This window comes from Mesorhizobium sp. B2-4-1, from assembly GCF_006442185.1.
GTDB lineage: Bacteria > Pseudomonadota > Alphaproteobacteria > Rhizobiales > Rhizobiaceae > Mesorhizobium.
This window is the reverse complement of the sequence record NZ_VFVN01000001.1, coordinates 506,362-531,384: the sequence shown is the minus strand read 5'-3', so window position 1 is coordinate 531,384 and position 25,023 is coordinate 506,362. Positions and strand designations below refer to the sequence as shown.

At 64.3% G+C, this 25,023-nt stretch carries 29 protein-coding genes; 19 read left to right on the top strand and 10 right to left on the bottom strand.

What is annotated here, in order from left to right:
• Positions 1–68 precede the first annotated feature (68 nt).
• Both FJ949_RS02695 and thpR read left to right on the top strand, forming a co-directional pair.
• Positions 69–713 carry an arylesterase gene (locus tag FJ949_RS02695; RefSeq protein WP_140492213.1) on the top strand — a complete coding sequence of 215 codons (645 nt, stop codon included), beginning with the start codon at positions 69–71 and terminating at the stop codon, positions 711–713.
• A 127-nt stretch (positions 714–840) separates the two neighbouring features.
• The gene (gene thpR, locus FJ949_RS02690; RefSeq protein WP_140492210.1) at positions 841–1,437 is read left to right on the top strand and encodes an RNA 2',3'-cyclic phosphodiesterase; all 597 of its coding nucleotides are present in this window, start codon (positions 841–843) and stop codon (positions 1,435–1,437) included.
• Here thpR and FJ949_RS02685 read toward each other — a convergent pair.
• Positions 1,341–1,859 carry a low molecular weight protein-tyrosine-phosphatase gene (locus FJ949_RS02685; RefSeq protein ID WP_140492208.1) on the bottom strand — a complete coding sequence of 173 codons (519 nt, stop codon included), beginning with the start codon at positions 1,857–1,859 and terminating at the stop codon, positions 1,341–1,343. The two genes, thpR and FJ949_RS02685, sit on opposite strands and share 97 nt — an antisense overlap.
• A gap of 51 nt (positions 1,860–1,910) precedes the next feature.
• On the opposite strand from FJ949_RS02685, the gene FJ949_RS02680 reads away from it, so the two are divergent.
• From FJ949_RS02680 to FJ949_RS02670, 3 genes are all read left to right on the top strand, one after another.
• The gene (locus FJ949_RS02680) at positions 1,911–2,204 is read left to right on the top strand and encodes a 4a-hydroxytetrahydrobiopterin dehydratase (protein WP_140492205.1); all 294 of its coding nucleotides are present in this window, start codon (positions 1,911–1,913) and stop codon (positions 2,202–2,204) included.
• 426 nt (positions 2,205–2,630) lie between these two features.
• Entirely contained in the window at positions 2,631–2,993 is a 363-nt protein-coding gene (locus FJ949_RS02675; RefSeq protein WP_140492202.1) for a YkvA family protein, read from the top strand.
• Positions 2,994–3,268: 275 nt separating this feature from the next.
• On the top strand, positions 3,269–3,772 hold the full coding sequence (locus tag FJ949_RS02670) for an invasion associated locus B family protein (RefSeq protein ID WP_140492199.1): 504 nt from the start codon (positions 3,269–3,271) through the stop codon (positions 3,770–3,772).
• Between the two features lie 54 nt (positions 3,773–3,826).
• Here the strand turns inward: FJ949_RS02670 and FJ949_RS02665 are convergent, their stop codons facing one another.
• Both FJ949_RS02665 and FJ949_RS02660 read right to left on the bottom strand, forming a co-directional pair.
• A complete protein-coding gene (locus FJ949_RS02665; protein ID WP_140492196.1) occupies positions 3,827–5,182 on the bottom strand; it encodes a chloride channel protein in 1,356 nt (451 codons plus the stop codon).
• Between the two features lie 307 nt (positions 5,183–5,489).
• Positions 5,490–5,789, bottom strand: coding sequence for a hypothetical protein (locus FJ949_RS02660; protein WP_140492193.1), 300 nt, complete (start codon positions 5,787–5,789; stop codon positions 5,490–5,492).
• 266 nt (positions 5,790–6,055) lie between these two features.
• Here FJ949_RS02660 and rlmN point away from each other — a divergent pair, with 266 nt between their 5' ends.
• From rlmN to FJ949_RS02645, 3 genes are read left to right on the top strand one after another with little or no spacing between them, the layout of a single operon-like run.
• Positions 6,056–7,291, top strand: a complete 1,236-nt coding sequence (gene rlmN, locus FJ949_RS02655; RefSeq protein WP_140492190.1) for a 23S rRNA (adenine(2503)-C(2))-methyltransferase RlmN — start codon at positions 6,056–6,058, stop codon at positions 7,289–7,291.
• The gene (locus FJ949_RS02650; protein WP_140492187.1) at positions 7,288–7,737 is read left to right on the top strand and encodes a hypothetical protein; all 450 of its coding nucleotides are present in this window, start codon (positions 7,288–7,290) and stop codon (positions 7,735–7,737) included. The genes rlmN and FJ949_RS02650 overlap by 4 nt, the downstream gene beginning before the upstream one ends.
• The gene (locus FJ949_RS02645; protein WP_140492184.1) at positions 7,734–8,186 is read left to right on the top strand and encodes a hypothetical protein; all 453 of its coding nucleotides are present in this window, start codon (positions 7,734–7,736) and stop codon (positions 8,184–8,186) included. The genes FJ949_RS02650 and FJ949_RS02645 overlap by 4 nt, the downstream gene beginning before the upstream one ends.
• A 79-nt stretch (positions 8,187–8,265) precedes the next feature.
• Here FJ949_RS02645 and FJ949_RS02640 read toward each other — a convergent pair whose 3' ends face one another.
• The gene (locus FJ949_RS02640) at positions 8,266–8,907 is read right to left on the bottom strand and encodes a LysE family translocator (RefSeq protein ID WP_140492181.1); all 642 of its coding nucleotides are present in this window, start codon (positions 8,905–8,907) and stop codon (positions 8,266–8,268) included.
• A gap of 192 nt (positions 8,908–9,099) precedes the next feature.
• On the opposite strand from FJ949_RS02640, the gene FJ949_RS02635 reads away from it, so the two are divergent.
• Positions 9,100–10,323 carry an argininosuccinate synthase gene (locus FJ949_RS02635; RefSeq protein ID WP_140492178.1) on the top strand — a complete coding sequence of 408 codons (1,224 nt, stop codon included), beginning with the start codon at positions 9,100–9,102 and terminating at the stop codon, positions 10,321–10,323.
• A gap of 187 nt (positions 10,324–10,510) precedes the next feature.
• Here the strand turns inward: FJ949_RS02635 and FJ949_RS02630 are convergent, their stop codons facing one another.
• Positions 10,511–11,311, bottom strand: a complete 801-nt coding sequence (locus FJ949_RS02630; RefSeq protein ID WP_140492175.1) for a lytic transglycosylase domain-containing protein — start codon at positions 11,309–11,311, stop codon at positions 10,511–10,513.
• Positions 11,312–11,566: 255 nt separating this feature from the next.
• Between FJ949_RS02630 and FJ949_RS02625 the strand changes: the two genes are divergently transcribed.
• The 6 genes from FJ949_RS02625 to rpsP all read left to right on the top strand — a co-directional run bounded on the left by FJ949_RS02625 (position 11,567) and on the right by rpsP (position 17,127).
• Positions 11,567–12,664: a putative zinc-binding metallopeptidase gene (locus FJ949_RS02625; RefSeq protein ID WP_140492172.1), complete on the top strand. Its 1,098-nt coding sequence runs from the start codon at positions 11,567–11,569 to the stop codon at positions 12,662–12,664.
• Between the two features lie 62 nt (positions 12,665–12,726).
• On the top strand, positions 12,727–13,323 hold the full coding sequence (locus FJ949_RS02620) for a DUF1236 domain-containing protein (RefSeq protein ID WP_140492169.1): 597 nt from the start codon (positions 12,727–12,729) through the stop codon (positions 13,321–13,323).
• 172 nt (positions 13,324–13,495) lie between these two features.
• Entirely contained in the window at positions 13,496–14,461 is a 966-nt protein-coding gene (locus FJ949_RS02615) for a type II CAAX endopeptidase family protein (protein ID WP_140492166.1), read from the top strand.
• A 289-nt stretch (positions 14,462–14,750) separates the two neighbouring features.
• Positions 14,751–16,334, top strand: coding sequence for a signal recognition particle protein (gene ffh, locus FJ949_RS02610; RefSeq protein ID WP_140492163.1), 1,584 nt, complete (start codon positions 14,751–14,753; stop codon positions 16,332–16,334).
• A 7-nt stretch (positions 16,335–16,341) separates the two neighbouring features.
• Positions 16,342–16,668, top strand: coding sequence for a chorismate mutase (locus tag FJ949_RS02605; RefSeq protein WP_140492160.1), 327 nt, complete (start codon positions 16,342–16,344; stop codon positions 16,666–16,668).
• 57 nt (positions 16,669–16,725) lie between these two features.
• Positions 16,726–17,127, top strand: coding sequence for a 30S ribosomal protein S16 (gene rpsP / locus FJ949_RS02600; protein ID WP_140492156.1), 402 nt, complete (start codon positions 16,726–16,728; stop codon positions 17,125–17,127).
• An 83-nt stretch (positions 17,128–17,210) separates the two neighbouring features.
• Here rpsP and FJ949_RS02595 read toward each other — a convergent pair whose 3' ends face one another.
• Positions 17,211–17,474, bottom strand: coding sequence for a glycine zipper domain-containing protein (locus FJ949_RS02595; protein ID WP_140492153.1), 264 nt, complete (start codon positions 17,472–17,474; stop codon positions 17,211–17,213).
• A 277-nt stretch (positions 17,475–17,751) separates the two neighbouring features.
• On the opposite strand from FJ949_RS02595, the gene FJ949_RS02590 reads away from it, so the two are divergent.
• On the top strand, positions 17,752–18,159 hold the full coding sequence (locus tag FJ949_RS02590; protein ID WP_140492150.1) for an ACT domain-containing protein: 408 nt from the start codon (positions 17,752–17,754) through the stop codon (positions 18,157–18,159).
• Between the two features lie 176 nt (positions 18,160–18,335).
• Here FJ949_RS02590 and FJ949_RS02585 read toward each other — a convergent pair whose 3' ends face one another.
• Complete coding sequence (locus FJ949_RS02585) at positions 18,336–19,370, bottom strand: aspartate-semialdehyde dehydrogenase (protein WP_140492147.1); 1,035 nt, start codon at positions 19,368–19,370, stop codon at positions 18,336–18,338.
• A gap of 107 nt (positions 19,371–19,477) precedes the next feature.
• Positions 19,478–19,663 carry a hypothetical protein gene (locus FJ949_RS02580; protein WP_140492144.1) on the bottom strand — a complete coding sequence of 62 codons (186 nt, stop codon included), beginning with the start codon at positions 19,661–19,663 and terminating at the stop codon, positions 19,478–19,480.
• A gap of 170 nt (positions 19,664–19,833) precedes the next feature.
• Between FJ949_RS02580 and FJ949_RS02575 the strand changes: the two genes are divergently transcribed.
• The 3 genes from FJ949_RS02575 to FJ949_RS02565 all read left to right on the top strand — a co-directional run bounded on the left by FJ949_RS02575 (position 19,834) and on the right by FJ949_RS02565 (position 23,270).
• Complete coding sequence (locus FJ949_RS02575) at positions 19,834–21,696, top strand: DEAD/DEAH box helicase (RefSeq protein ID WP_140492141.1); 1,863 nt, start codon at positions 19,834–19,836, stop codon at positions 21,694–21,696.
• 116 nt (positions 21,697–21,812) lie between these two features.
• Positions 21,813–22,526: a DUF805 domain-containing protein gene (locus FJ949_RS02570; RefSeq protein ID WP_140492138.1), complete on the top strand. Its 714-nt coding sequence runs from the start codon at positions 21,813–21,815 to the stop codon at positions 22,524–22,526.
• A gap of 72 nt (positions 22,527–22,598) precedes the next feature.
• The gene (locus FJ949_RS02565; RefSeq protein WP_140492135.1) at positions 22,599–23,270 is read left to right on the top strand and encodes a DUF805 domain-containing protein; all 672 of its coding nucleotides are present in this window, start codon (positions 22,599–22,601) and stop codon (positions 23,268–23,270) included.
• Here FJ949_RS02565 and FJ949_RS02560 read toward each other — a convergent pair.
• Both FJ949_RS02560 and leuB read right to left on the bottom strand, forming a co-directional pair.
• A complete protein-coding gene (locus FJ949_RS02560; RefSeq protein ID WP_140492132.1) occupies positions 23,260–23,742 on the bottom strand; it encodes a GNAT family N-acetyltransferase in 483 nt (160 codons plus the stop codon). The two genes, FJ949_RS02565 and FJ949_RS02560, sit on opposite strands and share 11 nt — an antisense overlap.
• Before the next feature lie 5 nt (positions 23,743–23,747).
• Positions 23,748–24,851, bottom strand: coding sequence for a 3-isopropylmalate dehydrogenase (leuB, locus tag FJ949_RS02555; RefSeq protein WP_140492129.1), 1,104 nt, complete (start codon positions 24,849–24,851; stop codon positions 23,748–23,750).
• Positions 24,852–25,023: the final 172 nt, after the last annotated feature.

The window sequence follows — 25,023 nt, the reverse complement described above, 5'->3', positions numbered from 1 at the left end:
TATGGAGATGAGGGCTTCGCCTGCCGGGCCGTCGCCGGAAGAATTCTCTGTCATATGGGACCTGCCGCATGTCTTTCCAACGCAGAATTGCCGCAGGCCTGATCGTTTTCCTCGCCATTTGCGGCGCCATTTCGTCGGCACGCGCCGAGCCTTTCAAGATCGTCGGTTTCGGCGACAGCCTGATGGCCGGCTTCGGCCTCGGACCCGACGAAGGTTTTACCGACAGGCTGCAGGCGGCGCTGCGCGCCAGGGGCAGGGATGTGACCGTCGCCAATGCCGGCGTTTCCGGCGACACCTCCAGCGGCGGGCTGGCGCGGCTCGACTGGTCGGTGCCGGACGACACACAGCTTGTCATCCTCGAACTCGGCGCCAACGACATGCTGCGCGGCGTTTCCCCCGACATCACCCGCAAGAACCTGGATACGATGCTGGCCAAGCTGAAACAGCGCAAGATCGCCGTTCTGCTGGCCGGCATGCGCGCAGCGCCCAATCTCGGCGCCGATTATCAGAACGCCTTCGACGCCATCTTTCCGGAACTGGCCGCAAAATACGGCGTTACCTTGTACCCGTTCTTTCTCGACGGCGTAGCCGGCCGGTCCGCCCTGCAGCTTGAGGATGGCTTGCATCCGAACGCCAAGGGGGTCGCCCAGATGGTCGAGCGCATCCTGCCTGCGGTCGAGAAGGCCATCGCGGCGGTGCCGGGAGGATCGTGAGACGGGATAGGCCCTTTCCGTTGGGGAAATCTTTTTGACGAGACCTGTGACCAACAAACCTCTTGCCCCGTTTGATTATCGATGATTCGCTGGGGGCACAGTTCGATTCGAGGAAGGGAGGCTCTTCATGCCGCGTCTTTTCACCGCCCTCGAAATTCCGCGTGACGCCGCCCTTTCGCTGTCCCTGCTCAGGGGCGGCCTGCCCGGGGCCCGCTGGATCGACGTCGAGAACTATCATCTGACGCTGCGCTTCGTCGGCGATGTCGAAGGCCATGTCGCCGACGAGATCGCCAACGCGCTCGACCGCGTCCACCGCCCCTCCTTCCCGCTGACGCTGTCGGGCGTCGGCGCTTTCGGCCAGAAGAAACCGCATGCCGTATGGGCCGGGGTCTCTGCCTCGCCGGATCTCTCGGCGCTTCAGGCTGAAATCGAGCGCATCTGCCAGCGGCTCGGCATTCCGGCCGATCCGCGCAAGTTCATGCCGCATGTCACACTGGCCCGCCTGCGCAATTCGAGCCCGCTGGACGTCGCCCAATATCTTTCGGCGCGCGGCAATTTTTCGACATTGCCGTTCCGCATCAGCCGGTTCGTCTTGATGTCGTCGCGCGATTCGGTCGGCGGCGGCCCCTACATCGTCGAGGAAGCCTGGCCGCTGTCGGGCGCCGATACGCGCGCGGCAAGCCGCGTCGCCAGCGCCTCCGACGCTTCGCGGATCATGCGGTAGACCTCGGCGAAGGCTTCCTCGCCGTCGTGATAGGGATCCGGCACGTCGCGCGCCTTTCCCTGCGCAAATTCCAGGAACAGGTGGATGCGGTCGCGCACGCCGGCGGGCGCCAGCGTCTTCAGGTCGGCGACGTTCGACCTGTCCATGCCGAAGATCAGGTCGAAACGCGAGAAATCCTCGGGCGCGATCTTGCGTGCCCGCAGTTCCGATATGTCGATGCCGTGGCGCGACGCGATGGCGATCGAACGCCGATCAGGGGCGGAGCCCGCCTCCCAGTCGCTGGTTGCGGCCGAATCGAGCACTATGTCCCGGCCCAGTCCACGTTCCGTCAGCACGGAACGAAGCACGCCTTCCGCCAGCGGCGAGCGGCAGATGTTGCCCAGGCAGACGAACAGAATGGATTTTATGGGCTTCGTGCTCATCGATCCGGCGCTATGGTGAAAGTCATCTTCGAAATAGCACAGGAACCGGACATGACGAGAGAGAAACTTGGCAAGGAAGCCATCGTCGCGGCGCTGACAGACCTCGAAGGCTGGTCGCTGGCTGCGGATGGCGCTTCCATCAAACGGACGTTCACCTTCAGGAATTTCTCCGAAGCCTTCGCCTTCATGACCCGCGTCGCGCTTGCGGCCAAGAAGATGGACCATCATCCCGACTGGTCGAATGTCTACAAAACCGTCGACGTGACGCTGAACACGCACGATGCCGGCGGAGTCACGGCGCTTGACATCGAGTTGGCGAAGAAAATGGACCGCTTTGTTGGCTAGGGTAATTCATAGGTGCGGCAACCCCGGCTTCGTCAGCCACGGGCGGAGCGGGAGCGAAGCGGACGCGCAGACCCGAGGATCCATGCCGCGACGTTGACCAAGGGGTGCAGTCGAGCAGAATTCAGCACCGCTGCGTCGCTCTTGAGTCGCGGCATGGATTCTAAGGTCTGCGCCGTGTCGCTTCGCTCCTTGCTTCGCCCTAGAATGACGACGGGAGGTGCGTTTGCCGCCGAACTCCAAGGGAGGACGACTGCCAGTGGAGTGTCCGCTAGGCCGACATCACCTGATCCGCAGGACAGCACGGTAAAGATTGATCCGATTTTCAGGCCAGCGATCTCCCAAGCTCTTGCAGCAAGCGTCGGGTTTCACCACATTTTGCCCCGCGGCCATGCGCAGGCAAGCGCATGAGCCCGCAAGGAGAAATTGATGGCGCAAAAATCCGGTTTTGATTTCTTCGGCTTTGGCGACAGGCTGGGCGGTGAGGGCGAGGTGCGCGAGAAATTCTGGCGCACGGCCAAGAAGGCCGCGCGGCAGATCCCGTTCATGGAAGATGTCGTCGCGGCCTATTACTGCGCCATGGACAAGAACACGCCGCTGCGCGCAAAAGGCATCCTGGTGGCGGCACTCGGTTATTTCGTCCTGCCGGTGGATATGGTCCCCGACTTCATCCTCGGCCTCGGCTTCACCGACGATATCGCCGTGCTCACCGCCGCGATCACCGCCGTCAGCGCCCATATCACGCCGGCGCACCGGCAGGCCGCCAAGGACGCCATATCGGACAAGGGCTGAGCCCTGGAACCGGCCTTCGCGCGCGCTGGACACCAGCGTTCAGGGGGCTTGTGGAAAAGTCAAACTCTTGCCGCTTTCATGCCCTCCAAGTCGCCGAAGGGACATCGCGCCAGCCGCTTGAAAGGCGGCGGCGCGAAGACGGCGGCGGTTTCCTGGGGTGAGCGTCCTTTTCTCAGAGGTAATTCACCGTTTGGTAACCCAGATTAAATCAAAATGAAGCGACGGCAGGACGCCACGCGGCCCGCCTCCGCACCATTTGGAATACGGGAAAAACGATGCGCGGATTGATTGCTACAGTTTCGAGCCTGGTCCTGGTGGCCTTCGCAGCGCCGGCGATGGCGCAGCAGGCGACCAAGATCGGCCAGCACAATGCCTGGGGCACCTACAGCTACCAGGCATCGGGCGGCAAGGTCTGCTATGTCCTCACCGTGCCGACCGACAAGCAGCCGCCGACGCTCGACCATGGCGACATGTTCTTCTTCGTCAGCCAGCGGCCCGGCCAGCAGGTATCCTACGAGCCGCAATTCATCGCCGGCTACACTTTCCAGGAAAACTCCAAGGCCACCGTCACAATCGACAAGAAGACGTTTTCGATGTTCACGCGCGGCAAGTCGGCCTGGGTCGAGAACGCCGCCGAGGAGCCGGTGCTGATCGCCGCCATGAAATCCGGCACCGACATGAAGGTGCAGGCCAAGTCCGGCCGCGGCAACACCACCTCCTACGTCTTCTCGCTGAAAGGCATCTCGGCGGCGCTGTCGTCGATCGCCAACTGCAAATAGTCGAAATTTCGCTTTGAACAGAGAGGCCGGACCGCTGGGTCCGGCCTTTGTTTTTCACGCCGGACCTGGTTCCGGCGCCGCCTCCGCCCTGCGCCGGCGGATCGCTTCCGCGATGAAGACGCGCGACAGCGCATGATAGAGCGGCTCGCGCGAGATCATGCGCGCCGTGCCGTAGCCCAGCATCGAGGCCAGCATCAGCGCGATGACATTGTCGTGATTGCCGGTCATCTCCAGGATGATGACGAAGGCCGTCATCGGCGCCTGCACGACGCCGGCGAAATAACCGGCCATGCCGAGCAACGCGGCCGCACCCGTGCTGGCGCCGAAGACGAGGCCGAGCGAGCTGCCGATGCCGGCGCCGACCGAAAGCGAAGGCGCAAAGATGCCGCCCGGAATGCCCGAGACCATCGACAGCAGCCCGGCAAGGAACTTCTCGGCGAAGAAGAACCAGGGCAGCGGCGTGCCTTCAACGGCGCCGCGCGCCTGCGCGTAGCCGGTGCCGAAGGTCAGGCCGCCCGAGGCGATGCCGATCGCCGCGACGCCGAGCCCACAGATGGCGGCGACCAGCAGGACGCGCCGCAAGGGCTGCCCCGTGTTCCAGCGCCGGATCCGGCGCGTCGCCTTCAGCGCCAGGAGCGAGAACAGCGCGCCGAGGCCGCCGCCGATGACGCCGCAGGCAATCACAAGCGGCCACTCGGCGGCAAACGAGATCGTCTCCTTCGAGACACCGAAATAGGTGTAGTTGCCAAGCAGGCCGAGCGAGGCGATGCCGGCCAGGATCACCGCCGTCAGCACCAGCCCGTTGGTCCGCGCTTCGTAGGTGCGGCCCATTTCCTCGATGGCGAAGACGATGCCGGCCAGCGGCGTGTTGAAGGCGGCCGCGATGCCGGCGGCCGAGCCGGCCAGGATCAGGCCGCGCGCCTGCGCCATGCCGCCCCAGCGTGCCGCCTGCAGCATCAACGACGCGCCGACCTGCACGGTCGGTCCCTCACGGCCGATCGAAGCGCCGCAGAACAGGCCGACCAGGGTGAGCGCGATCTTGCCCGCGACCAGCTTCAGCGACAGGATGTGGCCACGGTCGTCGTCGTCGCGCAGATGCCGCGCCGCGATCGCCTGCGGAATGCCGCTGCCTTGCGAGCCCGGGAAGAAGGCTTGCGCCAGCCAGGCACACAGCACGAAGCCGAGCGGCGTGATCGCCAGCGGCAGATAGAAACGCCAGCCGCCGTCATCGCCGGTCATGGCATGGAACAGCGCCTGCGCCTTGTCGGCGAGCACCGCGAACAGCACGCTGATCACGCCGATGCAGATCGCGCCGGCCCAGAACACCAGCCGCGGCTGCCACACCCGGCGAGAGCCCCACATCGCGCGCGAACGCCGCAGCAAGGGGTATTTTCGCACTGTACCGTTCATGTGTGTCCTCTCGACGGAGCCCCAGCCCTAACACAGGCATGGCCTCGATCAAGCGTTCGCATCAAACGTGAAATGGAAGACGGACGTGGAGCAAAAGTCCATGGCTGCGGTTTGGCACCATGAACAAGGAACCATGAGTTATGCCGGTTCGGCGCAATGATCGTCGTCTCCGCATTGATCATGAGACACCCTCAACACCGACAGGTGGATATCTCGACCTGCGTGTGCTGAGTGGTCTGCGGGAACAAGGCTCGGATGGGCTCCCGCCGACCTTCGAGCCGGCGGGAATATCGATCGACGGCAGGCCTCACATGGCCATTTTTTCGCATTCCGCCTGAGCCTTCTTGGTCGACGTGTCGATCATGAAGGCTTTGCCCTTGGCGTCGGTCATCATCATCATGCAGTGCTTGATCGGCTTTGCCATCTTCATCATCTCGGCACTCATTTTCGCGTCCGGCGTCATGGTGCCCATATGCCCGTCCGGCATGATTGCCGTGACTTGCCCTGCCTTCATCATGGTCATTGTGCCCATCGCGTCTTCGGCAAATGCCTGCGAGGCTGAAAGGCCGACGAAGCCGGCAATGACGGCGAGCTTGATAGAGTTCATCGTGCGTACTCCCATTTGTCAGGGCATGGTTGCCCCATTCAGGGTTCGAACACGCGGTGAGAACCGTTACTTCAACACGATCAAGTGATCCGTTTTCGGGCGAAAAGCACGGACCGCAGGTCTGACCGGCCGGCGCATCTGTCAATCGGTCGGCACACGGATCGCCTCGCCATCGCATGACTCCGCCGCCAAGCTGTGCTATGGGCCGCGCTTCATATCCGGCCGATGGATGAAATCGGCAGCAAACCGCTTATATCAGTGCAACCATGACCCTTTCATTCGACCTCACCGCCGAAGGCGCCCGCGACGCGTTGCGCGCCCGCGCGATACAGCCGGAAAAGCCGTCGCTGATCGGCCTGACGCGCGCCGAACTGGGCGAGGCGCTCGTCGCGTCCGGCATCGTGCCGGAGCGCCAGGCAAAAATGCGTGCACAGCAGCTCTGGCACTGGATGTATGTGCGCGGCGTCTCCGATTTCGCCGGCATGTTCAACATCTCCAAGGATCTTCGCGCCGAACTCGACAAGCATTTCACCGTGGCGCGGCCCGAGATCGTCGAGGAGCAGGTCTCCGCCGACGGCACGCGCAAATGGCTGTTCCGCTTCCCGCCGCGCGGCGCCGGCCGCCCGGTCGAGATCGAGACCGTCTACATCCCCGAGGAAGGCCGCGGCACGCTCTGCATCTCCTCGCAGGTCGGCTGCACGCTGACCTGCTCCTTCTGCCACACGGGCACGCAGAAGCTGGTGCGCAACCTGACTGCCGAGGAAATCCTCGCCCAGTTGCTCACCGCGCGCGACCGGCTCGGCGATTTCCCCGACCGCGACACGCCCGACGGCGCCATCGTGCCGGCCGAGGGCCGCAAAGTGTCCAACATCGTCATGATGGGTATGGGCGAGCCGCTCTACAATTTCGAGGCGGTCAAGAAGGCGCTGCTGATTGCTTCCGACGGCGACGGCCTTTCGCTGTCGAAGCGCCGCATTACCCTGTCGACCTCAGGCGTGGTGCCGGAGATTTTCCGCACCGGCGAGGAGATCGGCGTCATGCTCGCCATCTCGCTGCACGCCACCAATGACGATCTGCGCGACCTTCTGGTGCCGATCAACAAGAAATATCCGCTCAAGGAGCTGATCGCCGCCTGCCGCGCCTATCCCGGCCTGTCGAACGCCAGGCGCATCACCTTCGAATATGTGATGCTGAAGGACGTCAACGATTCCCTCGACGATGCCAAGGCGCTGGTCAAGCTGCTCAGGGGCATTCCGGCCAAGATCAACCTGATCCCGTTCAACCCCTGGCCCGGCACCAACTACCAGTGCTCGGACTGGGAGACGATCGAGAAATTCGCCGACTACATAAATAACGCCGGCTATGCGTCGCCGATCCGCACGCCGCGCGGCCGCGATATCCTTGCCGCCTGCGGCCAGCTCAAGTCGGAATCGGAGCGCATGCGCAAAGTCGACCGGCTGGCGCTGGAAGCCATGATGATCGCGGGGCACGGCGAGGCGTGAGGCGTCTCGTCGCCGGGCTCAAGCGCTTCGTCACCATAGCAGTCGGCTATATCGCCGCCGTGCTGACCTCGATCCTCGTGCCTGTGCTGCTGATCGCTCTTCTGGAAGGGCTCGAATATGGCAACTGGTCCATCGTTTTCGCGTTCGACTGGCTGGTTTCCTTCCCGCTCGCGGTAGTGACAGTGGCGGTCTGCGCGCTGTTGATCGTCGGCCCCGCGATCTTCATGGCCGAACGCTTGTCGCTTCGGGGGTGGTTCTACTTCGCGGCCACGGGCGCGATCACGTCCATCGCATTCGGGGTTCTTGTCCCGGGCTCGGCCGGAGGGTTTGTTTTCAACCCGGGCTTTCTCGGGTTCCTGGCCACCGCCGGCATTGCCGCCGGTTCGGTCTACTGGTTTCTGGCCGGGCGCAAGTCCGGCCATCCCTTACGCCGGGATCAGCAATGACCCGTCTCGTCGCCTATATCGTGCGCCTTGCCGTCATCCTGTTCGGCTATGCCGTCGCCGCGCTGGCGGCCAGCGCGTTCCTCAATGTCCTGTTCCTGGCCTCCCTCGGCTACACGCCGGCGCATGCGGAGCCGGCGGCGACCGCCTCGCTCTATTTCTCGATCCCCTTCGTCGCGCTGTTTGCCGCCTATTTCGCCTTCATGCCGGCGGCCCTCGTGATTCTGATCGCCGAGATTCTCGGCCGGCGCGATTGGCTGTTCTATGCGCTGGCCGGTGCGATCGTCGCCGCCGTCTTCCTCGGCTTCGCCGACCAGATGGGCGATACGCCATTCGCCGTCACCGAGCCGCGCGCCATGGCCGCCGTCATCGGCGGCGGCATGGTCGGGGGCATCTTCTATTGGCTCAGCGCCGGGCGCTGGGCCGGAAGCTGGTGGAAAGCCGAACCCTGACCTCGAACCGAGCGCCCGCGTAAGCAGGGAGCTTTGCCGACCTCCGGTTCGGAAGAGATCAGCAGCGAACAGCAAAATCCTACTTCGCCTGGGCAGTCAGGATTTTGAGCGCGAACGCGGAAAACACGCCGGCGAAGAGATAGTCGACCACCCGCGTCACGCGCGGGCTGGCCTTCATCGCCGCCGAGAATTTCTCCGCCGCTAGCACCATCGGTGTCGTCACCGGGGTCGACAGCACGACGAACATGGCGCCGAGGAAGAACAGCTTTCCCGGCGCGTGCGGATCATGCGCCGAGACGAATTGCGGCAGGAAGGTCATGAAGAACAGGATGATCTTCGGGTTGAGCAGGTTGACGCCCAGCCCCACCATCCAGCTCCGGAACAGCGAGATTTGCGGGCCCGTCTTCTTCTCCGGCGAGAAGGCCGAACCCTTGGTGATCGCCTGCCAGGCCAGGAAGACGAGATAGCCGGCGCCGAAGATCTTCAGCACGAAGAAGGCCATCGGCGAGGCGACGATCAGCGCCGAGACGCCGACCACCACCAGCGTGGTGTGGATCAGCGTGCCGCACAGCGCCCCCGCCATCGAGGCGAAGCCTGCGGCGCGGCCCTGGCTCAGCGTGCGCGAGACGAACAGCGTCATGTCCGGCCCCGGCGTGATCGCCAGGATGACCGTGGCGATGGCGAACTGGATCAGCGTTGCGGTGTCGGGAATGAAGGACATGGTAGGCCCGTTGACTTTCGATACGCAGCTATAATGAACGGGGCCTGCCGTTGCCAGCGGCTGTGCGACGGAAAGGATGATCCAGCTGTCCCGTATGCCTGTTTCTCCGCGCCTTGCCCCGTTCATCCCTTGCGGTGACCGGAAACGGCGTGATACCTCGCCGGCCGAGAACTCTTGTCGCGGAAACAGCAAATGTCGAAAACAAAAGACGTCAAGAAAGTCGTGCTCGCCTATTCCGGCGGCCTCGACACATCAATCATCCTGAAATGGCTGCAGACCGAGCTCGGCGCCGAGGTCGTCACCTTCACCGCCGACCTCGGCCAGGGCGGCGAATTGGAGCCGGCGCGCCGCAAGGCCGAGATGATGGGCATCAAGGACATCCGCATCGTCGACGTGCGCGAGGAATTCGTTGCCGACTTCGTCTTCCCGATGTTCCGCGCCAACGCCGTCTACGAAGGCACCTATCTGCTCGGCACCTCGATCGCCCGGCCGCTGATCTCGAAACACCTCGTCGAGATCGCAAAGGAGACCGGCGCCGACGCGATCGCCCACGGCGCCACCGGCAAGGGCAATGACCAGGTGCGCTTCGAGCTTTCGGCCTATGCGCTCAATCCCGATATCAAGGTCATCGCGCCCTGGCGCGACTGGTCGTTCAAGTCGCGCACCGACCTCATCAACTTCGCCGAGCAGCACCAGATTCCGGTGCCGAAGGACAAGAAGGGTGACGCGCCGTTCTCGGTCGACGCCAATCTCCTGCATTCCTCTTCCGAGGGCAAGGTGCTTGAGGACCCGTGGAGCGAGCCGCCGGAATTCGTCCATCAGCGCACCGTCTCGCCCATGGACGCGCCGGACAAGGTCACCGAGATCGAGATCGAGTTCCTGAAGGGCGATCCGGTCGCGCTCGACGGCAAGAAGCTGTCGCCGGCAACCATGCTCGCCGCCCTCAACGATCTCGGCCGCGACAACGGCATCGGCCGGCTCGACCTCGTCGAGAACCGCTTCGTCGGCATGAAGTCGCGCGGCGTCTACGAGACCCCCGGCGGCACCATCCTTATCGCTGCCCACCGAGCCATCGAATCGATCACGCTCGACAGGGGAGCTGCCCACCTCAAGGACGAGTTCATGCCGCGCTACGCCGAACTCATCTACAACGGCTTCTGGTTCGCGCCCGAGCGGCTGATGCTGCAGACGATGATCGACAAGAGCCAGGAGGATGTCGAAGGTACGGTGCGTCTGAAGCTCTACAAGGGCAATGTCATCGTTACCGGCCGCAAGTCGAAGAAGACGCTCTATTCCGACGCGCTGGTGACCTTCGAGGACGACCGCGGCGCCTACGACCAGAAGGACGCCGCCGGCTTCATCCGCCTCAATGCGCTGAGGCTGCGGACCTTGGCGGCGCGCAACCGCCGGGACTGACCGCTCTACCGGTCAGCGAACAGGAAACCCGGCAACGCGGCCGGGCTTTCTGCTGAAAAGCAATTCCAGGAAAAGTGTGTACGGTTTTCCCGGGAAAAGCGCGTAGCGCTTTCCCTTGGGAATCGCGCAAAAAACAAAGACATAGAGCGGTTCGCCGTCTCCGTGAAACGGTGAACTGCCCTAACGATTACTCGCCATCGATTGCGGTGGCGATACGGGCGATGGCCTGTTGATAGACACTCGCCGAGTTCCAGCCGGCAATTGCACCCATATTCGCCTGAGCGCTCGCGCCGGCCTGCCAGCCATGCGCCTTGAGGAAGTTGGCCGTGGAAGCCAGCGCGGTGCTCTTGTCGCGCAGGTTTCCGCTGCCCACTCCATATTTCAGGACATTTCCGGGCAGGAACTGCGTATGGCCGATCTCGCCATGCATGGCCCCGACCGACGAGGCGGTCAACGTTCCGCGATCGACCAGCTTCAGGGCCGCAATGGCATGCGGCTGAAAATAGTCCGGACGGCGGCAGTCATAGGCAAGCGTCAAAATGGCGGACACCGTGTTCTGGTTGCCCATAGAGGCGCCGAAGCCCGTCTCCATGCCCCAGATGGCAAGCAGCACGCCCGGCGAGACGCCGTAGGTCCTTTCGATCTTGTCGAACAGCGCCGCATTCGATTTCTTCAGCGCCCGGCCCCTGGAAATGATCGCCGCCCCGCCGCGGCGCTTCATGAAGGCTTCCACCGAGCCGCTGAAAGCCTTGTGGATGGCGCGGTCCGCGGAAATGGTCCTGGTCGCGTAGGTCGCGCCGGCCAGGGCGGCCAGTCCTCTCGAACCCACGCCCTCCGCCCTGGCCTCCGCTGCGAAGTCCTGCTTCCAGGCATCGAAGCCGGCTCCGGTCTTGCCACAGCTGGCCGCCGCCTGTGCGCCCGTCGCCAGCGCAAGCATCGCCACCACAGTGGCCGCTGCAAACATCTTACCTTTGGCAAGAAATGCCATGTTGTTCTCTCCTGGTTGCCTGAATCACGTCCCGGCCGGAATTTGCCAGTGAAACGCGCACTTGTCACTGTCGCGCGCGCAAGCTGGCCAATGGAAGGGAATTTGCCTACGATCAAGCAAATATTGTGGCAAGAACCACCCATGGCCTGACGATCCTTGCGCCATGTTGCTCAATGACGTCACAGTCGGGAACGACGTCTGTCGGCCGGCGTTTTGCACGACGCGCCTTCCCCTGTTCCCTGGTCCGAGACCGAGATGAAACTCTTCGACTGTCCTCATTGCGGCCATCGTCTCTATTTCGAGAACGCCCGGTGCCTGAACTGCTCCAGTGCCGTGCTCTATGATCCGCAGCGCGCCTGCTTTGCCCTGTCCGGTGCCGACGGCGGCTCCCCATGCGCCAACGCCGACGAATGCGCCTGCAACTGGATGGCCGAGCCGGGACAGCCCTTCTGCCGCGCCTGCGCGCTCAACCAGCTGATCCCGGACCTCTCCGTCGACGGCAACCGCCGCCGCTGGATACGCGTCGAGGCGGCGAAGAAGCGCGCGGTCTATTCGCTGCTGGCTTTCGGACTGCCGGTGACGCCCAAGCGGAACCCCGCCGACGAGGCCGGCCTTGCCTTCGACTTTCTTGCCGATCCGATCGGCGGCGGCCCGGGCGGCGAGCGCATCCTGACCGGCCACGACAATGGCCTGATCACCCTCAACGTCGCCGAAGCCGACTCCGCCGAGCGCGAAAGGCGGCGCGTTGAGATGGGCGAGAACTATCGCACCTTGCTCGGCCATTTCCGCCACGAGCTCGGCCACTACTACTGGGACCGGCTGATCCGCGACGATCCGCAAAGGCTTGACGCCTTCCGCGCGCTGTTCGGCGACGAGCGCACCGGCTACGAGCAGGCATTGAAGAACCACTATGCCAATGGTGCCCCACCCGACTGGCAGCAACGCCACATCTCGCCCTATGCAACCTCCCATCCCTGGGAGGATTGGGCCGAAAGCTGGGCCCACCACCTGCATATCACCGACACGCTGGAAATGGTCCATGCGCTGAACTTCCCGCTCGGCCGGCTGGAGACGGTGGAAGCCAACGAATTGCCCCAGGGCGACACCGGGGGCATGCTGCAACCAGCGCCGTCCGAACCGACACCCGCTCCCGAACCGTTCGAAAAGATCCTGTCGCGCTGGCTGGTGCTGTCGGAAGCCTCCAATTCCATCAATCGCTGCATGGGTCTGCCCGACCTCTACCCCTTCGTCATCTCGGATGTCGCGGCGCGCAAACTGGCCTTCGTTCACGACCTTCTGACCGGCCTGCCGCAAGAAACGGGAACAAATCGTGAGTTGGCTTCAACATTTTAGCTGGAACGCATGCGCCGCTCTCCCGTTTTCGCTGCCGAGGGACCATGAAACGGAGAGAAACCATGAAATCCGTATTGTTTCCCGCGGTCGCCGGAATGCTCGCGCTCTTCTCGGGCGCCGCCATGGCCGACACCCCCGTCTCCGCGATCACCGATCTCAACGTCCGCGCTGGCCCGGGCCCGCAATATCCTGTCATCGGCGTGCTCGCCGCCGGCCAGTCGGCGACGCTCAATGGCTGCATCGAAAACAGCAAATGGTGCACCATCGCCGAAGCCGGTGGCCAGGGCTGGGTCTATTCGGACTATGTGACGGCTGATTTCGGCGGCAACCGGGTCGTGTTGACGCGACGTCCGCTCGGCTCCAGCGTCGCCGTCGTGTCGCCGCCCGAGGGCTATTCCACCGATTACACCGGCTCGATCATCGCCGGCGAGCCGGTCGAGGACGCCATCCCGCAGCCTCCCGCCGAAGTCAGGACCTATGTCGACACGCATCGCGTCGACCCTGTCTATCTTGAGGGCGAGGTGGTCACCGGGGCCGTATTGCCCGAGAGTGTCGAACTGCGCGAGATCCCCGATTACGATTACCGCTACGTCTATGTGAACGGCCAGCCGGCGCTGATCGACCCGCAGACGCGGCGCATCGTGTATGTGGTGCGTTGAGGCGGATAGGACACGGGGGTAATCATCGGAGCATGCCTTTCGCCTGCCGGCAGGCAGGCGAGGGCGGCGCAAATGCGCCGAAGGCTGGCGGGGCGTACCCAACAGGAATGATTGCGCAGAACCGCCCGATCCCATAGATCATGCGACGCGAAGCACCAGCTTGCGAGAGAGCGTGATATCGGACCCTTCCGTCTTCGAGCACTATCGAAACACAGCCAACGAAAAGACGACCCTGCCGCGCCTGCTTCTCGGGACCGGGATCGTCGTCCTGTTCTGGGCCGCGTCGACGGCGGTCGTGCTGCTGGGCGGCACCTATGCCTTTTTCGCCTGGCGGACAGCGCAAGGCGCGGCTGCGCCCGCCGGCGGCATGCAGGGTTTCCTTGCGTCGCCAATCGGCATTCTCACCGCGCTCGCGTCTTTCGCCGGCATCTGGATCGGCTTGTGGATCGCCATGCGCTGGGTGCATGGCGAGAAGCTGTCGGCGCTCCTCGGCAACAGCCGTCGCATTTCGCGCTCGGGTTTCGTCAAGGGACTGGTCGCGGTGTTGGTCACTTCGCTCGTGTCCGAGGTCCTGCTCTACCTGATGCAGCCCGAGATCGCGCGCGGCTCGATCGCCCTGTCGTCCTGGCTGCTGTTCCTGATCCCGATCCTCGCGCTCACTTTTCTGCAGACATCATCGGAAGAGGTACTGTTCCGAGGCTACCTGCTGCGCGGTCTTGCCTACCGGTTCAGGAGCCCGTTCGTCTGGGCACTGCTGCCGGGCCTGCTGTTCACCTCACTGCACTGGAGCGCGAGCGCCTCGGCCGCCATCAATGCCTGCGTGCTGGTCTCGATCGCCGCTTTTGCACTGCTTCTGACGCTTGTCGTCTATGCCACCGGCAACCTCGGCGCGGCCCTTGGCGCCCATCTCGGCAACAATCTGACCGGCTTCCTGCTGATCTCGCATCAGGAGAGCTACAATTCCTTCGCCCTGTTTACCGCCAGACCACTCGAAGGGCCGGGCTGGGCGACGTCGGATGCGGTCCTCATCGCCACGATCGGCATCGCCTGCAGCCTGCTGACGATACTGCTGCTTTTGCATCCGCGCTCGCCGCTGAGCGTCTCGGCCGAACCTGCAGACGCAACGAAGGCGACTTGATTGCTGCGCAGGGAGACCGGCGGAACGGTCCTTGTCTTGACTCCGCGGCCGTTTTCCTGTCTACAGCCCCGAATTCCGCGACGAGTATCCCTCCGAGCAAGCCGACCAGGACGCCGAAGCCTCTTTGAGGCCAAGTGCTGTAAACAGATCCTGGAGGCCAACACCCGGCAGCGCTGTGCGCCCCCGGGTGCTTTTTGGTTTTGGCTTTTGCTTGCCACGAGACTTGGACACTTGGCGCGAACGCATTACCTCTCGGGCACCATCCGGTTGCCAGGGAAAAGGAAACAGAATGTTTGAATCACTTCAGGAGCGCCTTGGCTCCATCCTGAACGGCCTGACAGGCCGCGGCGCGCTGTCGGAGGCGGATGTCTCGGCGGCACTCCGCGAGGTGCGCCGTGCGCTGCTCGAGGCCGACGTGGCGCTGGAAGTGGTGCGCTCCTTCACCGACAAGGTGCGCGAGAAGGCGGTCGGCGCGGCGGTGCTGAAGTCGATCAAGCCCGGCCAGATGGTAGTCAAGATCGTGCATGACGAGCTGGTCGACATGCTCGGCGCCGAAGGCGTCGCCGTCGACCTCAACGCACCGGCGCCCGTCGTCGTCATGATGGTCGGCCTGCAGGGTTCCGGCAAGACGACGACCTCGGCCAAGATCGCCAAGCGGCTCACCGAGCGTCAGAACAAGAAGGTCCTGATGGCCTCGCTCGACACGCGGCGCCCCGCCGCGCAGGAGCAGTTGCGCCAGCTCGGCGAGCAGGTCAAGGTGGCGACGCTGCCTGTCGTGGCCGGCCAGAACCCGGTCGATATCGCCAAACGCGCCGTGCAAGCGGCCAGGCTCGGCGGTCACGACGTGGTCATCCTCGACACTGCCGGCCGCACCCATATCGACGAGCCGCTGATGGTCGAGATGGCCGACATCAAGAAGGTGTCGGGCCCGCACGAGATCCTGCTGGTCGCCGACTCCTTGACCGGCCAGGACGCCGTCAACCTCGCCAAGAGCTTCGACGAGCGCGTCGGCATCACCGGGCTGGTACTGACCCGCATGGACGGCGACGGCCGTGGCGGCGCCGCGCTCTCGATGCGCGCCGTCACCGGCAAGCCGATCAAGCTGATCGGCACCGGCGAGAAGATGGACGGGCTGGAGGAATTTCATCCCAAGCGCATCGCCGACCGCATTCTCGGCATGGGCGACATCGTTTCGCTTGTCGAAAAAGCCGCCGAGAACATCGATGCCGAGCAGGCGGCGGCGATGGCCAAAAAGATGCAGTCGGGCAAGTTCGACCTGAACGATCTCGCCCAGCAGCTTCAGCAGATGTCGAAAATGGGCGGCATGGGCGGCATCATGGGCATGATGCCCGGCATGGGCAAGATGAAGGACCAGATGGCCGCCGCCGGTCTCGACGACAAGATGTTCGGCCGCCAACTCGCCATCATCTCCTCGATGACCAAGGCCGAGCGCGCCAACCCCGACATTCTCAAGCACTCGCGCAAGAAGCGCATCGCCGCCGGCTCCGGCACCGACGCGGCCGAGATCAACAAGCTCTTGAAGATGCATCGCGGCATGGCCGACATGATGAAGGCGATGGGCGGCAAGGGCAAAGGCGGCGGCCTGATGCGCGGCATGATGGGCGGGCTCGCCTCCAAGATGGGCCTCGGCGGCATGATGCCCGGTGGCATGGGCGGCATGCCTGACCTCTCCAAGATGGATCCCAAGCAGCTCGAAGCCTTGCAGAAGCAGGCGCAGGCCGCCGGCATGAAGGGCCTGCCCAGCGGCCTTCCCGGCGGCGGTGGCCTGCCCGGCTTGCCCGGCGGCATGAAGCTTCCCGGGCTTCCCGGTCTCGGCGGCGGTGGCCTGCCTGGCCTCGGCAAGAAGAAGTGAGGACGCGATGAACGAGGAAAAGGACATGGCGGACGCCCGCACCATCCTGGCCGGCTACCGTGCTTCGATCGACAACATCGATGCCGCCCTCATCCACATGCTGGCCGAGCGCTTCCGCTGCACCAAGGCGGTCGGCCTGCTCAAGGCCGAGCATGGCTTGCCGCCGGCCGATCCGGCGCGCGAGCAGCAGCAGATCGCCCGTCTTCGCCAGCTCGCGGACGATGCGCATCTCGACCCGGATTTCGCGGAGAAATTCCTCAACTTCGTCGTCCGCGAAGTGATCCGCCACCACGAACAGATCGCCGCTGCCAACGGCGTGACGAAAACCGGCTGAAGACAAAGATTTAGCCGCAACCCTACCAACGAAATCAGAGCTTTTAGGAGATAAGAAATGGCACTGAAGATCAGACTGGCCCGCGCGGGCTCGAAGAAGCGTCCCTACTACCACGTCGTCGTCGCCGACGCGCGCTCGCCGCGCGACGGCCGTTTCATCGAGTCGCTCGGCTCGTGGAACCCGCTGCTGCCGAAGGACGGCGAGCGCGTCAAGGTTGACGCCGAGCGCGTCAAGCACTGGCTGTCGCACGGCGCCCAGCCGACCGACCGCGTGCTGCGCTTCCTCGATGAGGCCGGCCTCGCCAAGCGCGACGCCCGTTCCAATCCGAAAAAGGCCGAGCCCGGCAAGAAGGCACAGGAGCGCGCCGCGCTTCTGAAGAAGGCGCAGGACGACGCCGCTGCCGCCGTCGCGGCGGCTGCGGCCGCGCCGGCCGAGGCGGAGCCCGCCACGGCCGAGTAATCGATCACCGATCGTCTTTTTCGAAACGGCGGGCCCTTAGCCCGCCGTTTTCTATTTCGAATTCATTGTGCGGATGCTGCCGCTCAATAGCCGCTCGGGCAACGATCGACATAGACATGGCCGCGGCTGTCGCGATAACGGCAGCGGCCCGGTTCGCTGGCCCGCCCGATCAGCGCGCCGGCCACGGCACCGACCGCGCCGCCGACCACGGCGCCCTGGACGGGATCGCCCGCCACCGCCGCGCCGACCGCTGCTCCGCCCAGGCCGCCGACGGCCGCGCCTTTTTCCGTCTGCGAACAGGCGCCAAGCGCTGCCGTCAGCACCAGAATGGTCATGATTTTCTTCATTGTCGTTCCTCTCTCACGGGGATCGCCGTCCTCGCCGCCATGTTCCTAACTCCCAGGCGGCCGATTTGATCCCTAGACATTAAAGGCCGGTGCTTCGCCGCGCCTGCCAAGGCCATGCCGATCTCCGGCAAGCATTTGAAATCGTTGATGTTCTCACGCCGCAGCGCAGTTCTCTCGCCGGGTTGTCCGTGCAGCGCGCCGGCGTGGCTATCGGCGCGCTTCGGTCGCGTATATGAAGAGCCGGCGGGCGTGGCCCCTCAGACCAAGAGCAGGCAATATGGCCGGAGAGACAGATCTGAAGACATTGCTGGCGTCGATGACGCCGCAATTGATTGCCGGCATCCATGTCTTCGCCACGCTGCCGGCGGGTGTATCGGTTCCGGAAGGACTCGAAGCGGTCATGCTGTTTCGCGAACGCGAAGGCACGACATTGATTCTGATCGAAGACGAGGCGCAGGCAGCCGGACTGGAAGCCGTTTTCCGCTGCCGCATGATAACGCTGAACATCCATTCGTCGCTGGAAGCCGTCGGCTTCCTCGCCGCCATCACCGCACGCCTCGCCGCCGCCGGCATGGGCGTCAATCCCGTCTCCGCCTTCTATCATGACCATCTGTTCGTGCCGGTCGACCGGGCCGAGGAAGCGATGAGGTTGCTGCGGGAACTGGCGGCGGAAAATCGGACATAGGCCGGCGCCCCCCTCATCCGCCTGCCGGCACCTTCTCCCCATATAAGGACGGGGGGAAGGTGAGCTAACGGCCGAAGGCCGAGCCCGCGACTGCGGGCCGCCGGTCGTCCGGCGCCCTCGCGGAGGGCCAGCCGCGGCAGCGGCGGTGCGGCCCGCGAGCGAAAGCCAAACAGCCGTCAGGCTGCCTTCTTCTTCGGCTGGATCAGGCCGCGCTCGACCAGCAGTTCGGCGATCTGCACTGCGTTGAGGGCGGCGCCCTTGCGCAGATTGTCGGAAACGATCCACATCGACAGGCCGTTGTCGATGGTCGAATCCTCGCGGATGCGCGAGATGAAGGTGGCGTCCTCGCCGGCCGATTCCAGCGGCGTGATGTAGCCGCCGTCCTCGCGCTTGTCCAAGACCTGGCAGCCCGGCGCCTCGCGCAGGATGTCGCGCGCCTCGTCGGCGGTGATCGGGTTCTCGAACTCGATGTTGACCGCTTCCGAATGGCCGATGAACACCGGCACGCGCACGCAGGTCGCCGTCAGCTTGATCTTGGGATCGAGCATCTTCTTGGTCTCGGCGACCATCTTCCACTCTTCCTTGGTGAAGCCGTCATCGAGGAAAACGTCGATATGGGGGATCACGTTGAAGGCGATGCGCTTGGTGAACTTCTTGACGTCGACCTGGTCGGCGACGAACACGGCGCGGGTCTGCGTGAACAGCTCGTCCATGCCTTCCTTGCCGGCGCCCGACACCGACTGGTAGGTGGCCACGACGATGCGCTTGATGGTGGCCGCGTCATGCAGCGGCTTCAGCGCCACGACGAGCTGCGCCGTCGAGCAGTTCGGGTTGGCGATGATGTTCTTGCGGGTGAACAGCGAGATCGCATCCGGGTTCACTTCCGGGACGATCAGCGGCACGTCGGCGTCGTAGCGGAAGGCCGAGGAATTGTCGATGACGACGCAGCCCTGCTTGCCGATCTTGGGTGACCATTCCTTCGAGACATTGCCGCCGGCCGACATGATGCAGATGTCGGTGTCGGAAAAGTCGTAGGTGTCGAGTGCGCGGACCTTCAGCGTGCGGTCGCCGAACGACACTTCCGTGCCCTGGCTGCGGCGCGAGGCAAGCGCCACCACTTCGCTGACCGGAAAACCGCGCTCTTCCAGTATGTTGAGCATTTCGCGGCCCACATTGCCCGTGGCGCCAACTACCGCAACCTTGAAACTCATAAAGATCTCCTATCCCTCTCCGCTTGGTTGTTGGAGAAAACCCGCCGGCCAGGTGCGGGTTCCGTCCCCCGGGCCGAACCCGGGAGAGGGTGGTCAGGCCAAGGGAATCACACCGTTTTGGTGGTGGTTTTGGCCGTTACTTTGCTGGAACGGGAGGACGCGCCGAAACGCCCGGCGCAATGATGCTCATTGCGGCTGGGGGCATCGAATGCAAGAAGAGCCATCAAAAGGCCGCGCATCAAAAAACGATCCCGTTCGAAGCGGGCTTTTACGCGGTTTGCGGCAGGAGTCAATCAGTGGTGTTTCTTCCTTCCCTCCTTGCGGGAGAAGGGAAGGCGGGGCCGCCTGCCCTGTACAAGAGCGGCGCCAGCAAGTACGAACGGGCGAGATCGTCTGGCTGGCGCTGCGCCAGCCCTGTATGTGCTCCATGATGAGCGCAAGCCCTGAATTCCGAAAGAGTGAGATGTCCAACTTCGAAGCACTTGTTCCTGCGCTGGCAAAGGCGCTGGAAAAACGCGGCTATGCCGAGCTGACGCCGGTGCAGAAGGCGGTCCTGGAACTTGGCCAGGCCGACGCGCTGGTGTCGGCGCAGACCGGCTCCGGCAAGACGGTGGCCTTCGGCCTTGCCATGGCGCCGACGCTCCTGGGCGGCGCCGACCGCTTTGCCCATGCCGCGGCCCCGCTGGCGCTGGCGGTGGCGCCGACGCGCGAGCTGGCGCTGCAGGTGACGCGCGAACTGGAATGGCTCTACGAGCTGACCGGCGCCACGGTCGCCTCCTGCGTCGGCGGCATGGACATGCGTACCGAACGGCGCGCGCTGGAACGCGGCGCCCATATCGTCGTCGGCACGCCCGGGCGGCTGCGCGACCACATCACGCGAAACTCGCTCGACATGTCGGCGCTGAAGGCGGTGGTGCTGGACGAAGCCGACGAGATGCTCGATCTCGGTTTTCGCGAGGACCTGGAATTCATCCTCGACGCCGCCCCCGCCGAGCGCCGCACGCTGATGTTTTCGGCCACCGTGCCGCGCTCCATCGCAACCCTCGCCCAGGGCTATCAACGTGACGCCGTGCGCATCTCGGCCGCCGGCGAGGAGAAGCAGCATCTCGACATCGAATACCGGGCGCTCAGCGTCGCCCAGGCCGATCGCGAGAACGCCATCATCAATGTGCTGCGTTTCTACGAAGCGAAAAACGCGCTGGTGTTCTGCAACACCCGTGCCGCCGTCAACCATCTCACCGCACGCTTCAACAACCGCAATTTTTCAGTCGTCGCGCTCTCGGGCGAGCTCAGCCAGAACGAACGCAGCCACGCGCTGCAGGCGATGCGCGATGGCCGCGCCAAGGTCTGCATCGCCACCGACGTCGCGGCGCGCGGCATCGACCTGCCCAATCTGGAGCTGGTCATCCATGCCGACCTGCCGACCAACCCGGAAACGCTGCTGCACCGAAGCGGCCGCACCGGACGCGCGGGTCGCAAGGGCGTCAGCGCGCTGATCGTGCCCAACAGCGCCCGCAGGCGAACCGAACGCCTGCTGGCGAGCGCAAAGCTGACCGCGACATGGGCAAGTCCGCCATCCGCCGACGACGTGATCCGCCGCGATGACGAGCGCATCCTTGCCGATCCCACCTTCGATGAACCGGTGAAGGACGACGAACGCGGCTTCATCGACGCGCTTCTCGCCAAGCACGGCGCCGAGCAGGTGACGGCCGCCTTCGTGCGGCTGTGCCGCTCGAGCCGCTCGGCGCCAGAGGATCTGATGGACGTCGCGCCGTTCACGCCGTCGCGTGAAAGACCGGCGGGCGAAAACTTCGCGCGCCGCGACGAGGCGCCCAGCCGCCGCGACGATTTCGGCGCCAGCGTCTGGTTTTCGCTGTCGGTCGGGCGCCGGCAGAATGCCGAGCCACGCTGGCTGATTCCGATGCTGTGCCGCACCGGCAGCATCACCAAGCGCGAGATCGGCGCCATCAAGATGCAGCCGGAAGAGACCTTCGTGCAGATCGCCGCCGACTGGGCCGACCGTTTCTTCGCCGCCGTTGGTCCCGACCGCAAATTGCAGGGTAACATCGTGGTGAAACGGCTGGACGGCATGCCGGACCTGTCGCGCGCCGGCTACCAGCCGCCAGGTCCGGACAAGAAACCGCATCGCGGCAAGGCGCCGTTCGACCCGAACGCGCCGAAGCGCAAATTCGAGAAGCGCGCGCCGGCTGGCGACCAGCGCCCCGCCGCATCTGACGCGAAGCCCTGGGCGAAAAAGCCGGGCAAGCCGAAATTCGACAACGCCGGACCGCCGAAACCCAAGAAGGCGAAGAAGCGGCCGAGCTGAGATCTCCCTGCCATGCCGTCACGATGGCTGCCGCGCCAGCCGTCGCATTTTCATGCTGCCCCTTGCGATCCGCCGGAACTTTGAACAGTCTGGTCGGGCGTTCGGGGGATCGGGGCATGCGCGGCGAAGTTCTTCACTATGACGAGACCCAGGGCTTCGGCTTCATCACCGGGGCGGATGGTGAGCGCTATACTTTCGCGCGTGAGGATCTGCGCCGCGAAATCGCAATTGCCCGAGGCACGGCCGTTGAATTCCAGCCCGGCGGCGGCCAGGCGCGCGACATCTTCCCGGCCGGCGCCCAATCCGCGCCTCCAACCGGCGTGGCCGCCGGCGCCCATGCGCGAACCGGTGCGTCCGTCTCTTCCGCTGCTCAAATCGCACAGCCGCGGCATTTTGGCCGCGCCGCCAGCACCGGGCCGGCCGAGCCCGGCCTGTGGGGTTATTTCTGGCGCGGCATCACCGAGAATTATTTCAACTTCACCGGCCGCGCCCGCCGCAAGGAATACTGGGCCTATTGCCTGTTCTGGTTCGTCGCGCTGCTGGCAGTGACCGGCATCGGCATTTTCGCCGATGCCGCGATGGGCAATCTCGACGACGCTGAAATGCCGGCGGTAACGATTGGCCTGTTCGGCCTTTTCCTACTTGCGACCTTTCTGCCTGGCCTCGGCATGACCGTGCGTCGTCTGCACGATATCGGCCTGACCGGCTGGCTTTTCCTGGTGATCCTGATCCCCACCATCGGCAGCCTGATCATCCTGGTCTTCGCGCTCATCCCGACCCAGGCCCGGGAGAACCAGTGGGGACCGGTGCCGGCGGGCGCCAGAACGTAGTCTTGCGTGCGTATTGCAATTACATGCAACTTTAAGTAGCGTCTCGCGACGCAATGTGAAATGGGGCAGAGCATGCGCGGGACGGTGTTCCACTATGACGAAGGCCAGGACTACGGCTACATCAACGGAACCGACGGCAAACGCTACATCTTTTCCCGTATCGATTTCAGCCTGGAACTGCCCCTCGGCAGGGGTACCCTTGTCGAGTTCCAGCCGGGCGACGGCACGGCGCACAACATTGTCGCCACGGCCTCGGCCGCATCGTCGTCAACCACCGGTCAGCCACGGCAGACCAGCCGTTCTGCCCGAAGCCGGCCCGCCTACTCCACGGGGCTGTGGGCTTATTTCTGGCGCGCGGTGATCGCGGATTATGGCAATTTCACCGGACGTTCCCGCCGCAAGGAATTCTGGGCCTTCTGGCTATTCTACACCCTCGGGGTGCTCGCGCTTTTCGGCTTCGGGATACTTGTTGAACTGGCGATCAACGGCTTCGAAACCAACGCGGACAGGACGCCGATGGGGTTCATAGGGTTCATACCCCTACTGGTGTTCTTTTCGGGATTGATCCTGCCTTGCATTGCGCTCCTCGTACGGCGTGCGCATGACGCCGGCCTGAGCGGCTGGTTTGCCCTGCTTTGCTTCATCCCGCTCATTGGCGGCATCGCCGTGCTAGTCTTCGGGCTTATGCCGCCTCAGCTGGGCGAAAATCCTTGGGGACCGGTGCCGGCGGGCGTCAGGGTCTGACCGCCCCCAGCGCCTCGCCCGAAAGCCTGAGAAAGATCTTCTGGCCGTGGCGTTCGGCGCCAAGCCGGTCGTAGAAGCGCAGCGCGCCTTCGTTCCAGTCCTCGGTGGTCAGGTCGATGCGGCCGATGCCGTGGCGCCGGCAATGGTCGGCGAGAAAGCCGACCAGCGCCCGGCCGACGCCGGCGTTGCGAGCCTTGTCGCGCACGAACAGATCCTTGAGGAACAATAGCCGCTCGAGGTCGATGCCGGGATGCGCGATCGCCACAGATGCCAGGCCGCTGATCTCGGCCCCGACGAAAGCCAGCGCGAAATGCGGATAGGCCGGGCTTTCCTCGCCCAGCCATTTGCGTGCCGCCGACAAGGCGCGCTCGTGGTCGAGCGGCGGCTGCCGGTAATGCACCGCCATGTCGCACAGCATCGTGGCGAGCGCCGTCGCGTCGCCGGCCGTCGCCCAGCGGACGTCGACCGTCATGGGGGTCAGCCCAGGAACTTGGCGATGATCGCGTCGCCCATCTCGACGGTGCCGACCTCGGTCATGCCAGCCGAGAGGATGTCCTTGGTGCGCAGCCCGTCGTCGAGCACGGCGGCGATTGCCGCTTCGAGCTTGTCGGCTTCATCGACCATGGCGAAGGAATAGCGCAGGCACATGGCGAAGGAAGCGATCATGGCGATCGGGTTGGCGATGCCCTTGCCGGCGATATCGGGCGCCGAACCGTGCACCGGCTCGTAAAGCGCCTTGCGCTTCTTGGTCTTGGCATCAGGCGCGCCGAGCGAGGCGGAAGGCAGCATGCCGATCGAGCCGGTTAGCATGGCGGCGATATCTGACAGCATGTCGCCGAACAGGTTATCGGTGACGATGACGTCGAACTGCTTGGGCCAGCGCACCAGTTGCATGCCGCCGGCATCGGCCAGCATGTGGTCGAGCTTGACGTCGGAATATCGGGCCTTGTGGGTCTGGGTGACGACCTCGTTCCACAACACGCCGGACTTCATGACGTTGCGCTTTTCCATCGAGGTGACATGGTTCTTGCGCGTGCGCGCCAATTCGAAGGCGACGCCCGAAATGCGCTCGATCTCGAACGTGTCGTAGACCTGGGTGTCGATGCCGCGCTTCTGGCCGTTGCCGAGATCGATGATCTGCTTGGGCTCGCCGAAATAGACGCCGCCGGTCAGTTCGCGCACGATCAATATGTCGAGGCCTTCGACCACCTCTTGCTTCAGCGAGGAGGACGCCGCCAGCGCCGGATAGCAGATCGCGGGCCTGAGATTGGCAAACAGCTCCATGTCCTTGCGCAGGCGCAGCAGGCCGGCCTCGGGGCGAACCTCGTAAGGCACGGCATCCCATTTCGGCCCGCCGACGGCGCCGAACAGCACGGCGTCGGCGGCAACAGCCTTTTCCATGTCGGCATCGGAAATCGCGGCACCATGTGCATCGTAGGCGCAGCCGCCGACCAGCCCCTCGTCGGTGGCGAAGCCGCTGCCGAGCTTCTCGTTCATGGCCGCTATCAGCTTCTTGACCTCGGCCATGGCCTCGGGGCCGATGCCGTCGCCGGGAAGCAGGAAGAGATGTTTCGAAGCCATGGAGAGCCGTCCCAGAAAGAATGCGTTTCGATTTTGCACAGCATCCTTCGCGCGCCAATGAGGCGCGCGGCGCTGTGCGACCGCGGCCTTGCTAACCGCCAAGCGGTTGCGACGCAAGGAGGAACAATTGCCGAAGGCGGCTAAGTGCGTAATCTCCCCCTTTGAGGGGGAG